Below are 13,018 nucleotides of genomic sequence, written 5' to 3'. Positions count from 1 at the left end.
CGACTCCGTCACGGACGCAAAACGCGCATTCTACACCGAGCCGGCGGCACTCGTGGAGCGTGCCGCATCCATCGCGCGACGCATCTCACCGAGTTTGTCCGCCGCCGCCCGGATGAAGCCCGCCGAATCCCCCGGATGGGCCTCCGCCAGACTGACCAGCGCACTGCCAACCACTACCGCGTCGGCCACCCGCGCCACGGCCGCCGCGGATTCCGCGTCGCGGATCCCGAAGCCTACGCCCAGGGGCAGATCGGTGTATTGGCGGATCGCGTCGAGACGTTCATTCAGTGCCGAGGGGTCCAGACTCTGCGAACCGGTCACGCCCTTGAGCGAAACGTAGTACACAAACCCGCGTGCCGCACGCGCCAGGTGACCGATCCGTTCGCTGGAGGTTGTCGGGGCCACCAGGAAGATCGGATCGATCCCCGCCCGGTCGAGCAGCCCGGTCACCTCGTCGCATTCCTCCGGCGGCAGGTCCACCGTCAGCAGACCGTCCAGCCCGGCCGCCGCGGCCTCGGTGGCGAAGGTCTCGAAACCCATGCGCTCGACCGGGTTCAGATAGCCCATCAGCACCACCGGGGTATCCGCGTCGCGTTCGCGGAACTGACGCACCATCTCCAGCACGTCGCGCAGCCCGGTGCCATGCTGCAGGGCCCGCTCGTGCGCGCGCTGGATCACCGGCCCGTCGGCCATCGGGTCGGAAAACGGGACCCCGAGTTCGACCAGGTCCGCGCCGGCCTCCACCAGCGCATGCATCAGGTCGACCGTGGCGCCCGGTTCCGGGTCGCCGGCGGTGATATAGGGCACCAGGGCTGCGCGCCCGGCCCCACGGCATTGTTCGAAGCGTTGCTGGATGCGGCTCACAGCGTAATCCCCTCGCGGTCGGCCACGGTGGCGAGATCCTTGTCGCCACGGCCGGACAGGTTGACGATGATGCTCTGGTCCGGGCGCATGGTGGGCGCCAGATCGAGCACGTGCGCGATCGCATGGCTGGTTTCCAGCGCCGGGATGATGCCCTCGGTGCGGGTCAGTCGATGGAAGCCGGCCAGGGCCTGATCGTCGGTCACCGACACGTAGCTCGCCCGGCCGATGTCCTTCAGCCACGCATGCTCCGGCCCCACGCCGGGGTAGTCCAGCCCGGCCGAGATGGAGTGCGTGCCGATGATCTGGCCGTTGTCGTCTTCCATCAGGTAGGTGCGGTTGCCGTGCAGCACGCCGGGGCGCCCGGCGCCCAGCGGCGCGGAATGGCGCCCGGTATCCACGCCCTCGCCGCCGGCTTCCACGCCGACCATCTCCACGGACTCATCCGCAAGAAACGGATGGAACAGTCCGATGGCATTGGAACCGCCACCCACGCAGGCCACCAGAGTGTCGGGCAGGCGACCGGTCGCTTCCACGTGCTGCTCGCGAGCCTCGCGTCCGATCACCGCCTGGAAGTCGCGGACCATCGCCGGATACGGGTGCGGACCGGCGACCGTGCCGATGATGTAGAAGGTGTCGTCGACGTTGGTGACCCAGTCGCGCATCGCCTCGTTGAGGGCATCCTTCAGGGTGCGGGTCCCGGAGGTCACCGGCACAACCTCCGCGCCCAGCAGGCGCATGCGATAGACGTTGGGGGCCTGGCGGCGGGTATCTTCCTCGCCCATGTAGATTACGCACTCCAGGCCCAGGCGAGCCGCGACGGTGGCGGTGGCCACGCCGTGCTGCCCGGCCCCGGTCTCGGCGATGATGCGCTTCTTGCCGAGATGCCGCGCCAGCAGTGCCTGGCCGATGGTGTTGTTCACCTTGTGCGCGCCGGTATGGTTGAGATCCTCGCGCTTGAGGTAGATCTGCGCGCCGCCCAGCTCGCGCGACAGCCGCTCCGCGTGATAGAGCGGATTCGGCCGCCCCACGAACTGCCGCAGATCGCGATCCAGCTCGGCCAGAAATGCCGGGTCCTTCATGTAACGTTCGTACACGCCCTGCAGTTCGTCCAGCGCCCCCATCAGGGTCTCCGACACGAACCGCCCGCCATACACGCCGAAATGCCCGCGGGCATCCGGGAACGCCCCCCAGTCGATCGCTTCACTCATTCAGTGTCACCTCGTTGCGTCGCACCGCGCGCACGAAGGCGCGCATGCGTTCCGGTTCCTTGATCCCGGGTGCGGACTCCACCCCGGAACTCACGTCGACCCCCCAGGGCCGCGTTACGTTCAATGCCGTCTGTACCGACTCGGGATCCAGACCGCCGGCCAGCAGCCACGGCCGTGGCAGATCGGCCGGAATCCGCGACCAGTCGAAGCGGTGACCGGTTCCGCCGGTACGCCCGCCACCGTGGCTGTCAAGCAGGAACCCGCGTGCCTGCGGGTGCGCGTCCATCGCCCGGCGCGGATCCGCATCGCCGGCCATCGCGACCGCCTTCAGATACGGCCGGCCGAACCGCGCACAGTCCGCCGCCTCCTCGTTCCCGTGAAACTGCAGGCAGTCCAGCGGCACGACGTCCAGGACCTCCTCCACCCGCCGGGGATCCGGATCCACGAACAGACCCACGGCACTCACCAGCGGCGGCAGCGCCGCGGCAATCCCTGCGGCCTGCTCCGCGCCCACGCAACGCCGACTGGCCGGGTGAAACACCAGGCCCACGGCATCGGCCCCGGCCTCGGCCGCCGCGCGCGCCTGTTCCGGGGTCGTGACCCCGCAGATCTTGATCCGATAACGCATTGGCCAAGCCTACCAGAACGCGCCGGATTCCCGCGGATACCCTGCCCGGGATCACCCTTACACACTGGCCGGCACCGGTCCCAGAACCGGTGCCTCCTGATCCGGCAGCGCAAACTCCGGCGGGTATTCCACCTGCACGAAGTACAGCCCCCCGGCCGGCGCCGTGATCCCCGACTGGCGTCGATCCCGCGCCGCCAGCACCTCACGGGGCCACTCCAGCTCCGCGCGGCCGTCGCCCACCGCCAGCAGTACGCCCGCGATGTTGCGCACCATATGATGCAGAAACGCATTGGCATGCACGTCCACCAGCACGTACTCACCGCGCCGCCGGACCGTCACTTCGTGCACGCGACGCACCGGCGACTTCGCCTGACAGGCCGCCGCGCGCAGACTGGTGAAATCCTGCTCGCCGACAAAATGCCGCGCCGCCTCCTGCATCCGCGCGACATCCAGCGGCCGCCGCCACCAGGCCACGCGGCCCGCCTCCAGACCCGGCCGCACGGTTCGGTTCGCGATCACGTAGCGATACCGGCGGGAACGCGCCGCGAAGCGGGCATGGAACGCCGGTGCGACTGGCTGCGCCCAGCGAATCGCAATCGAATCCGGCAGGTTGGTGTTGCCCCCCAGGATCCAGGCATGGGCCTCACGCCGGCTCGCGGTGTCGAAATGCACCACCTGAGCCGTGGCATGCACCCCCGCATCGGTTCTTCCGGCGCAGGTCAGCTCCAGCGGGTGATTCGCGACGAAGCTCAGCGCCTTCTCCAGCTTCTCCTGCACGCTGGGCCCGTCCTTCTGCCGCTGCCAGCCCAGCCACGGCGTACCGTCGTATTCGACCCCGGCCGCCCAGCGCTGCAAGCCCGCCTCCGGTTCCCTTGTCTCGCCCATCCGCTGCCCGTACTCCCCTCTTTCCTCGGTGCCGGTTTATCCCGTCACCCAACCGCCCCACTGCAACCCCAGTGCGACCATCCCCACCAGCGCCATCCAGCCGGTCTCCACTCCCCGCCAGCGATCCTCGCGCACCGCCATCGGGGAGCCCGGAGCGGGCTGTTCCCGTTCGGCCGGATCCAGGGCCGGATCCAGGGCCGCGTCCAGCCGCTGCACCAGCCATTCACGCACCGCATCCACCCTCGCCCTGCGGTCCCCCGACAGCCGGCCCCGCCGAGCTTCGATTCCGGCCCGGTCGCGTTCGAACGCCTCCAGCGCCAGGAACAGCCGGCGGGCGAAAGAGTGTCCGGCCCCCAGCGCTGAACCCCGCCGACCGCCCAGCACGCTGCCCAGGGCCGGCACCAGTTCCGTGCGCGCGTACCGATCCGTCAGCCAGACCACGGCCAGCACCACCAGCATCAGCGCCACGATCCGCGTAGCTGCCTCCAGCAGCCCCGCCGCGGTGCCTCCATCCACGGGCCACAGCCCGAAGAACAGGGCCAGCGACAGGTAGAACCACTTCATGCGCCACCACATGCGCAACGCACGCTCCCACGGGAACGCCCGCAGCCCCGGGGCCAGCAGCAGAGCCGGCACCGTCACGGAGACAGCCACCGGGGATGCCGTCAGCACGGCCCCCGACAAGAGCAGAACGGCCCCCAGGGCCCCGATCGCCGGTTGCATGACCACCTCCCCAACGCGAAAAGGGGCCCGCAGGCCCCTCTCGCCGGTACGGTCCGGACCGCGGGCGAACCCGCCGACCGGCCACCCCGTCAGGCGTCTTTCAGTTGGTCCTGGATCGCCCGGGCCCGCTCTTTCTCTTCATCCGACCCGGAGGCCATGATCTCGTCGATCAGATCCTGCGCGCCTTCCTGATCACCCATGTCCGCATAGGCCTGGGCGAGGTTCAGCCGGGTCTCGTTATCGTCTTCGCCTTCGGCCGCCGGAGCTGCGGAATCCAGCGCCGCCGGTTCGTCTGCTTCGGCGGACGCAACCGGTGGCTCGTCGCCGCCGGCTTCGTCGCCCAGCAGTTCGTCCAGATCCATGGACGGGACATCGCTGCCGGCATCGCCGCCGGCAGGCTGACTGTCATCGGCAGAGGGCAGATCCGATTCCTCGATATCAAAGGACAGATTGTCGAGGTCGTCGAGATCCCCCGCCGCATCCCCGGCTTCCGAACCCTGACTGGCAGCGGCCAGCTCTTCGTCGAGCCCGGTATCGGCCTCGAAATCCATACCGGAATCGAGCTCACCGGCCGCCTTTTCCGGCGCCGCCGGCTCGCCCGCACCCGAGCCCTCCTGTTCCTCGGCAAAACCCGACAGGTCAAACTCCCCGGGTTCGTCGGCCGAGTCGCTGGCCGCGGTATCCGCAGACGGCGCACCCGGGGCCGCAGAAGCGTCGCCCGATCCGGCTTCCAGTTCCGCGAGTTTCTCGCGGATCTCGCCGTCTTCCGGACCCAGGCGTTCGCGCAGGCTGGCGGCGGCCTGGCGCATGTCGGAGTCGCGCCCCTGGGCCGAGAAGGCCTCCACCAGCTTCAGGCGGTACTGGAGATTACCGGGCTCATCGTCGATGGCCGAGGACAGGGTATCGACGGCCTGATCGTTCATGCCGTAGGCGAGGCAGACATCCACCTCGGCCAGCACGTCGTCGGCGCTCATGCCCGCGGTTTCCGACACCCCGCTTTCACCCACCGGGGTCGGCTCGCCCACCGATTCTTCCGCCTGGCTCATGCCCGTATCGTCCCCGCCGCCCGGGCGCGCCGGAGTAGCCGGGGCCTCGTCCTGCGGTTCCGCACCGGTGTCACCGGCCGAGGCGGCAACGGCGCCTCCCGCAGCCACCCCCGTGGCGCCCGCGGCTGCGGCGCCCGAAACGGACGGCTCGGACGCCTCCTCGCGGGCCTCGTAACCGCTGCGCGGATCCGGAGTCGCCTTCACGCCGGAGTTGTCCACCCGGGCATTGCGGTCGCCACCCGGGCCACCCGGGCCGCCACCACGACCGCCGCGGGCAAATGCCAGCAGAACCAGCACCAGCAGCACGACCAGGGCGATGGCCATCATCATGAGCAGCGGGTCGTTCATGATCCGCTGGTGCAGCGGAGCGTCACGTTCGGCCTCGGCCTCTTCCATGCGCGCCCGCAGTTCCGCCCGCTCGTCCTGCAGCTCCGCGAGCTGGGCTTCCAGCGTGGCCAGTTCCTCGCTCGCGATCTCGGCCACCTGTTCGCGATCCTGCAGGGATTCGCGCATGCGTGCGATTTCTTCCTGCATTTCGTCCATTTCGGCACGCTGCGAGATCAGGGCCTCCTGAACGACTTCGGGCGATTCGGCGATCAGCGCCGCTTCCTCACCTTCCGGCAGCACGTCGGTGACGATCTCGAGACGGTCATCCACTGCGTCCGCATCGTCTTCGGCCGCCACGGCTTCGTCATCTTCGCGTTCGGCTTCCTCTTCACGGACTTCTTCGGGATCTTCCTCGGGCTCGTCCCTGGCCTCTTCCTCGACGGCTTCCTCGGCCACGTCCGGATCCGTCTCCTCGGTCACCTCGTCTTCGGCGACCTCGGGCTCGGGCTCCGGTTCGGGACGCGTACGCGCCTGCCAGTCTTCGGTCTGACGCTGGATTTCTTCACGCGCCCCGGCGGCGTCGACCGCCTCCAGCGCCGCACGGTCCGGCGTGCGCAGTTCCGCGTCGGCACGCAGCGCATTGACGTTGCCATCGATAAAGGCATCGGGATTTTCCCGCAGGAATGCGAGCATGGCCTGCTCGTTGCTGACCCCGCTCAGCCCTGCCCGCTGCACGATCGCATACAACGTGTCACCGGAGCGTACGCGATAGGTATCCTGCGGGGCCCGGCGGTCATCATCGGGCGCGGCCGCGGTGGTGCGTGCCCCCGCACGATCATCCGGAAGCGTGCCCGGAGGATCCAGCAGCAGGTTGATTTCACGGTAACTGCGCCCCCCGTCCCAGCGGGCTTCGAGAAGGACCCCGATGTAGGGCTCGCGCACGGGCTCGCGGGTGCGCAGGACGACTTCGCGATCCTGCCCTTCGCCACGCAGTTCAACCCGTAGGTCCCCCGGCACGCGGCCCCGGTCCAGTCCCGCACGGCGGTACCGCTCTTCGGAGGCCTGACGCACCTGCAGCGATTCATCGGTCGCCGCGCCTCCGCGCAGCGCCACCCGGACATCCAGCGCCTGGTTCAACGTGGACCGGATCTGGGGATCGCCCAGCCCCACGGAGCTGGAAGAGGCCGGCGCGACCAGCAAAAGAATGATTAGCCCGAATAGTAACTTGCGCACGAACGTCCCCCTGTGTGTGCGTGGTTGCTGTCCGGGGCCGCCCGTGTCTCTGCCGACACGGGCTGTTGCCCGGCCCCTTGAACAATGAGGCTACCAGATCCCCGGCATATTGTGGGATTTAATCACAGGTAATCGCGGATCAAAACCTCGGCGATCTGGATCGTGTTCAAGGCTGCGCCCTTGCGCACATTATCGGAGACCACCCACATATCCAGCCCGCGGGGATGCGAGATGTCCTCGCGGATACGGCCGACGTAAACCGCATCGGTGCCACTGCTTTCGGTCACGGCGGTCGGGTACCCTCCGTCCTCGTGGCGATCCAGCACCTCGATGCCCGGTGCGGCCGCCAGCAATTCGCGCGCGCGTTCGGCCGAGATCTTCTCGCGGGTTTCGATGTGCAGCGCTTCAGAATGCCCGTAAAACACCGGGATGCGCACCGCCGTGGGATTCATCTGGATGGACTCGTCACCCATGATCTTGCGGGTCTCCCAGACCATCTTCATCTCTTCCTTGGTGTAGCCGTTGTCCTGGAAGACATCAATGTGGGGCAGCGCGTTGAACGCGATCTGCTTGGGGTAGACGCTGCATTCCACCGGGCGACCGTTCAGCAGTGCCGCAGTCTGGTGCGCCAGCTCCTCGATCGCGTCCTTGCCGGTACCGGAAACCGCCTGATAGGTGGCCACGTTCACGCGTTCCACGCCGACGGCGTCGTGCAGCGGCTTGAGCGCGACCAGCATCTGGATGGTGGAGCAGTTGGGATTGGCGATGATCCCGTGGCGCTCGTAGTCGCCCACCGCATCCGGATTCACCTCCGGAATCACCAGCGGGATCTCGGGGTCATAACGGAACTGCGAGGTGTTGTCGATCACCACGCATCCGGCCGCGGCCGCCTTCGGCGCGTATTCCTTCGACACCGACGCTCCCGGCGAGAACAGCCCGATATCCACCTGCGAAAAATCGAACTGCGCGAGGTCTTCCACGATCAGCTCGCGGTTCCCGTAGGAGACGGTGCTGCCGGCCGAGCGTTCACTGGCCAGGGCATGCACCCGGTCCAGCGGCAGGTCGCGCTCGGCCAGGATGGAGAGCAGGGTCTCGCCGACGGCACCGGTGGCGCCGACGACGGCCACGTTGAACTTGCGATCACTCATGTCGGGGTCCTGTAACGTTGAGAAGGGGTGTCAGGCGTCATCCAGCGCAGCCACCAGCGCATCGCCCATGCCCTGGGTCGACACCAGCTGCATGCCGTCGCCATGGATGTCCGGGGTGCGCAGGCCCTGATCGAGCACCCGCCCCACCGCAGCTTCCAGGCGTTCCGCAAGATCGTTGCGGTTCAGGCTGTGCCGCAGCATCATGGCAATCGACAGCACCGTCGCCATCGGATTGGCCTTGCCCTGCCCGGCAATGTCCGGCGCGGAGCCATGGATCGGTTCGTACAGGCCGACGCCCTCGCTGTTCAGCGAGGCCGAGGGCAGCATGCCGATGGAGCCGGTCAGCATCGCGGCCGCATCCGACAGGATGTCCCCGAACATGTTGCTGGTCACCATCACGTCGAACTGCCTGGGGGCGCGCACCAGCTGCATGGCCGCGTTGTCCACGTACATGTGCGACAGCTCGACCTCGGGGAACTCCTGCCCGACGCGCTCGACCACCTCGCGCCAGAGCTCGGAGACCTCCAGCACGTTGGCCTTGTCCACCGAGCACAGGCGCTTGTTGCGCTTCATCGCGGCCTCGAAGCCGACCCGCGCGATGCGCTCGATCTCGGATTCACGATAACCGGCGGTATTGAAGCCGTAGCGCTCGCCGTCGCGCTGCTCGATGCCGCGCGGCTGGCTGAAATAGATCCCGCCGGTCAGTTCGCGCACGATCAGCAGATCCAGCCCGCTCACCACCTCGGACTTGAGGGTGGAGGCCGCGGCCAGCTGCGGGTAGAGGATCGCCGGGCGCAGATTGGCGAACAGCTCCAGATCGGAACGGATCCCCAGCAGGCCGCGCTCGGGGCGCAGGTCACGTTCCAGGGATTCGTACTGCGGGCCGCCGACCGCACCGAGCAGGATCGCATCGGCGCGGCGCGCCTGCTCCCGCGTCGCCTCGGGATAGGGGTGGCCCGCCGCATCATGCGCGGCGCCCCCGATCAGACCCTGTTCGATCTCCAGTTGGAGGCCGCCGATCTCGGCGACGCGTTCCAGCACCTTCAGCGCCTCGGCCACGATCTCGGGCCCGATCCCGTCACCGGGCAATACCAGAATTCGGTTCACAAACCTCTCCCAAGCAACTGTTAGTTTTTACTTGTACGCCCCCAATGGCACCGTCATTGCGAGGAGCCGCAGGCGACGAAGCAATCTCCGTCCGGAACCACCGGATCCACGTGCCGGCGCTCTGCCAGCTTCCGGAGGTTGCCACGGCCCCTTACGGGGCCTCGCAAAGACGGGTTCGGCCCCGGCGCCCGGTCGGCCAGGCCGTTATTCCACCATCCACGGGCGTTCCTGCCGCAGGTGTTCTTCATAGGCGCGGATGTCATCGGCGTACTGCAACGTCAGGGCGATATCGTCCAGCCCGTTCAGCAGGCGGTGGCGCCGGTCCTCGTCGAGCGTGAAACGAAACACCGTACCTTCCGGCGCCGTTACGGTCATCTCTTCCAGGTTGACCTCCACCTGCGCACCCGGATTCGCCTCCACCTGCTCGAACAGGTTCTGCACCTCGTCCTCGGCCAGCACCACCGGCAGCAGCCCGTTCTTGCAGCTGTTGGAGAAGAAGATGTCGGCGAACGACGGCGCGATCACCGCGCGAAAGCCGAAATCGGTCAGCGCCCACACTGCGTGCTCGCGCGAGGAGCCACAGCCGAAGTTCTTGCGCGCCAGCAGGATGGTCGCCTGATCATACGGCGGCCGGTTGAGCACGAAGTCGGGGTTCGGCCGGCGTTGCGAGTGGTCCATGCCCGGCTCGCCCGGGTCCAGGTAGCGCCAGTCGTCGAACGCGTTGGGGCCGAAGCCGGTGCGCTTCACCGACTTCAGGTACTGCTTGGGGATGATCGCGTCGGTATCGACATTGGAGCGGTCCAGCGGCGCGACGATCCCCTTGTGAACGGTAAAGGCCTGCATCGCTCAGCCCTCCAGCTTCGACGGTTCGATGAAATGCCCGGCGACGGCCGCCGCGGCCGCCAGCGCGGGGCTGACCAGATGGGTACGCCCGCCCTGCCCCTGACGGCCCTCGAAGTTGCGGTTCGAGGTCGAGGCGCAGCGCTCGCCCGGCTCCAGCCGGTCGGCGTTCATCGCCAGGCACATCGAACAGCCCGGCTCGCGCCACTCGAAGCCGGCGTCCAGGAAGATGCGGTCCAGCCCTTCCTGCTCCGCCTGCTGCTTCACCAGCCCGGAGCCCGGCACCACCATCGCCAGCTTGATGTTGTCGGCCTTCCTGCGACCCTTGACCACCTCGGCGGCGGCGCGCAGGTCCTCGATCCGCGAGTTGGTGCAGGAGCCGATGAACACCTTGTCCGGCCGGATCTCGGTCATCGGCGTGTTCGGCTGCAGGTCCATGTACGCCAGTGCGCGCTGCATGCCCTCGGCGCGCACGGCATCGGACTCGGCCGCCGGGTCCGGCACCCGGCCGTCGATCGGCGCGACCATCTCCGGCGAGGTGCCCCAGCTGACCTGCGGGGCAATCTCCGCGGCATCGAGCTCCACCACCGCGTCGAACTCGGCATCCGGGTCGGAAACCAGGGTGCGCCAGTACTCGGCGGCCCGCTCGAACATCTCGCCGGTCGGCGCCTGCGGCTTGTTGCGCACGTACTCGATGGTCTTCTCGTCCACCGCCACCATGCCCGCGCGGGCCCCGGCCTCGATGGACATGTTGCAGATGCTCATGCGGCCCTCGACCGACAGGCTGCGGATCGCCGATCCGGCAAACTCGATGGCATAGCCGGTGCCGCCCGCGGTGCCGATACGGCCGATGATCGCCAGCACGATATCCTTGGCGGTCACGCCCGGGCGCAGCTCGCCCTCCACGCGGATCTGCATGGCCTTCGTCTTTTTCTGCCACAGGCACTGGGTGGCCAGCACGTGTTCCACCTCGGAGGTGCCGATACCGAAGGCCAGCGCGCCCAACGCACCGTGGGTGGAAGTATGCGAGTCGCCACAGACCACGGTCATGCCCGGCAGGGTCGCGCCCTGCTCCGGCCCGATCACGTGCACGATGCCCTGGCGCACGTCGGCCATCGGGAAGAACTTCAGCCCGAAGCCGGACACGTTGCTCTCCAGCGTCTCCACCTGGGTGCGCGAGACCGGATCCTCGATCCCGGCATCCCGATTGGTGGTGGGCACGTTGTGGTCCGGCACCGCCAGCACGGAATCCCCGCGCCACGGCTTGCGCCCGGCCAGGCGCAGACCCTCGAAGGCCTGCGGGCTGGTCACCTCGTGCACCAGATGGCGATCAATGTAGAGCAGCGTGGAGCCATCCGGCTCCTCGCGTACCACATGCGCCTCCCACAACTTGTCGTACAGGGTCTTGCCTGCCATTTCTCACTCCCGCGGCCGCGCCGCGTTCTGTCGTTCTTGCGCCCCACCGCCGGCGATCCACCGGCGCCATAAAGGCCCGCCCTTGCACAGCGCCCCAACACGCACCGTCATTGCGAGGAGCCGAAGGCGACGCGGCAACCTCCGAAAGCTGGCAGAGCGCCAGTATCCGGTCCCGGTGGTTCCGGACGGAGGTTGCCACGGCCCCTGCGGGGCCTCGCAATGACGGTGCCACTGGCCACGCGGCGCAATGACGTCATTTCAGGACAACCGTTTAAGCAGAGTCTGCGGCCGCTCTTCTATTCTTTCAAATCCGATTTCTTATCCGTATCATTCCATACAGTTATCAATCGGCGGCAGACGAGCCGGATTCCGCCATCGAATCGGCCATTATCGCACGCGGCCCCCGGAGAGACAGCCATGCGCCCGGAGCAACTGAGTGTCGAGTCCCTGCAGGCCTTCGTCGCGGTGGTCGACACGGGTGCGTTCTCCGCGGCAGCCGAACGTCTGCACCTGACGCAACCAGCGATCAGCAAGCGCATCCACTCACTCGAGACCACCCTGGAACGCCCCCTGTTCGAACGTCAGGGACGCCGCGTCCGCCCGACCGAAGTCGCCGAACGCCTGCTGCCCGAGGCCCGCGAGATCCTCGCCCGCCTGCGTGCGATCGAGCAGCAGATCGCCGATCTGGACACCGTGGTACGCGGTCGCATCCGCCTGGCCACTTCCCATCACATCGCGCTGCACCGCCTGCCCGACCCGCTGGCCGCGCTGCGCGGGCGCTACCCGGAACTCGAACTCGAGCTGGCATTCATGGATTCCGAGGCGGGTATCCAGGCCGTGCTGCACGGCGACGCCGATCTGGCCCTCGCCACGCTGCCCGAGTCGCTGCCCGACGGAATCGAGGCCCGGACCGTGTGGACCGACGAACTGGTGCCCATGATCGCCCGCACGCAGGCCATCCGAACGCCCGGCGACACCCTCGCGCGCCTGCGGGACTGGCCGGCCATCCTTCCCCCGGTGGATTCCACCACCCGTCGGCGGATCGAACAGGCCCTGGCCACGGCGGAGCTGCACCCGGCCGCCGCCCAGGAGAGTCCCTATCTGGAGGTGATCCGCATGATGATCGCCGCGGGTCTCGGCATCGGTTTTCTGCCGCGCGACATGGCCACCGACGATCTCGCGGTGCTCGACTGGCCAGGGCCCCCGGTTGTCCGATCCCTCGGCTGGGTACGCCACGCCGCTCGCTACCGCTCGCGTGCCCTGCAGGCCGTCATCGAGGAACTGGAGGGCGCGACGCAGACCTGAATTCTCGCCGCTCAGGGAAACACAGATCAATGTACACGCTCGCGTTGGCACCCCAGGTTCCGCGAGACAAGGCGCGGTGCGCAGCCGGTAGTGGTTCTACCGGCAAGTGCCGCAACGCAGGATCGGGGAACCTGGGGTGCCAACCCCCACAATTTATTGAATGCAGGGGCTCGGCCGCCCGTTGTTGATCAAAAACGGGCGCGCGCACGGCGTTGCGGCTCCCTTGTGCAGAATGACTGCACGGCGGTCGCCGCGCCTTGTTCGCACGCAAAAGCGACTCGAGCGCGA

11 protein-coding genes are annotated in these 13,018 nt (G+C 68.0%); 1 reads left to right on the top strand and 10 read right to left on the bottom strand.

Annotated features, from left to right (window positions below):
- Window positions 1-30: 30 nt before the first annotated feature.
- From trpA to leuC, 10 genes are all read right to left on the bottom strand, one after another.
- Window positions 31-864 carry a tryptophan synthase subunit alpha gene (gene trpA / locus C998_RS0110550; RefSeq protein WP_018870832.1) on the bottom strand — a complete coding sequence of 278 codons (834 nt, stop codon included), beginning with the start codon at window positions 862-864 and terminating at the stop codon, window positions 31-33.
- Window positions 861-2,072 carry a tryptophan synthase subunit beta gene (gene trpB, locus C998_RS0110545; protein WP_018870831.1) on the bottom strand — a complete coding sequence of 404 codons (1,212 nt, stop codon included), beginning with the start codon at window positions 2,070-2,072 and terminating at the stop codon, window positions 861-863. Before trpB ends, trpA begins: the two co-directional genes overlap by 4 nt.
- Window positions 2,065-2,700, bottom strand: coding sequence for a phosphoribosylanthranilate isomerase (locus C998_RS0110540; RefSeq protein ID WP_018870830.1), 636 nt, complete (start codon window positions 2,698-2,700; stop codon window positions 2,065-2,067). Before C998_RS0110540 ends, trpB begins: the two co-directional genes overlap by 8 nt.
- A 57-nt stretch (window positions 2,701-2,757) precedes the next feature.
- The gene (truA, locus tag C998_RS0110535; protein ID WP_026279574.1) at window positions 2,758-3,585 is read right to left on the bottom strand and encodes a tRNA pseudouridine(38-40) synthase TruA; all 828 of its coding nucleotides are present in this window, start codon (window positions 3,583-3,585) and stop codon (window positions 2,758-2,760) included.
- Window positions 3,586-3,621: 36 nt separating this feature from the next.
- On the bottom strand, window positions 3,622-4,308 hold the full coding sequence (locus tag C998_RS0110530; protein ID WP_018870828.1) for a hypothetical protein: 687 nt from the start codon (window positions 4,306-4,308) through the stop codon (window positions 3,622-3,624).
- 89 nt (window positions 4,309-4,397) lie between these two features.
- Window positions 4,398-6,881, bottom strand: coding sequence for a FimV/HubP family polar landmark protein (locus C998_RS0110525; protein WP_018870827.1), 2,484 nt, complete (start codon window positions 6,879-6,881; stop codon window positions 4,398-4,400).
- Window positions 6,882-7,036: 155 nt separating this feature from the next.
- The gene (locus C998_RS0110520; RefSeq protein ID WP_018870826.1) at window positions 7,037-8,062 is read right to left on the bottom strand and encodes an aspartate-semialdehyde dehydrogenase; all 1,026 of its coding nucleotides are present in this window, start codon (window positions 8,060-8,062) and stop codon (window positions 7,037-7,039) included.
- A 30-nt stretch (window positions 8,063-8,092) separates the two neighbouring features.
- Complete coding sequence (gene leuB, locus C998_RS0110515; RefSeq protein WP_196799383.1) at window positions 8,093-9,169, bottom strand: 3-isopropylmalate dehydrogenase; 1,077 nt, start codon at window positions 9,167-9,169, stop codon at window positions 8,093-8,095.
- Between the two features lie 204 nt (window positions 9,170-9,373).
- Window positions 9,374-10,012, bottom strand: a complete 639-nt coding sequence (gene leuD / locus C998_RS0110510; RefSeq protein ID WP_018870824.1) for a 3-isopropylmalate dehydratase small subunit — start codon at window positions 10,010-10,012, stop codon at window positions 9,374-9,376.
- 3 nt (window positions 10,013-10,015) lie between these two features.
- Window positions 10,016-11,425, bottom strand: coding sequence for a 3-isopropylmalate dehydratase large subunit (gene leuC / locus C998_RS0110505; protein ID WP_018870823.1), 1,410 nt, complete (start codon window positions 11,423-11,425; stop codon window positions 10,016-10,018).
- A 417-nt stretch (window positions 11,426-11,842) separates the two neighbouring features.
- Here leuC and C998_RS0110500 point away from each other — a divergent pair, with 417 nt between their 5' ends.
- Window positions 11,843-12,730: a LysR family transcriptional regulator gene (locus C998_RS0110500; protein WP_018870822.1), complete on the top strand. Its 888-nt coding sequence runs from the start codon at window positions 11,843-11,845 to the stop codon at window positions 12,728-12,730.
- Window positions 12,731-13,018 lie beyond the last annotated feature (288 nt).

It is taken from the genome of Thioalkalivibrio sp. ALgr3, from assembly GCF_000377325.1.
Taxonomy (GTDB): Bacteria; Pseudomonadota; Gammaproteobacteria; order Ectothiorhodospirales; family Ectothiorhodospiraceae; genus Thioalkalivibrio.
This window is presented reverse-complemented; position numbering and strand designations above follow the sequence as displayed.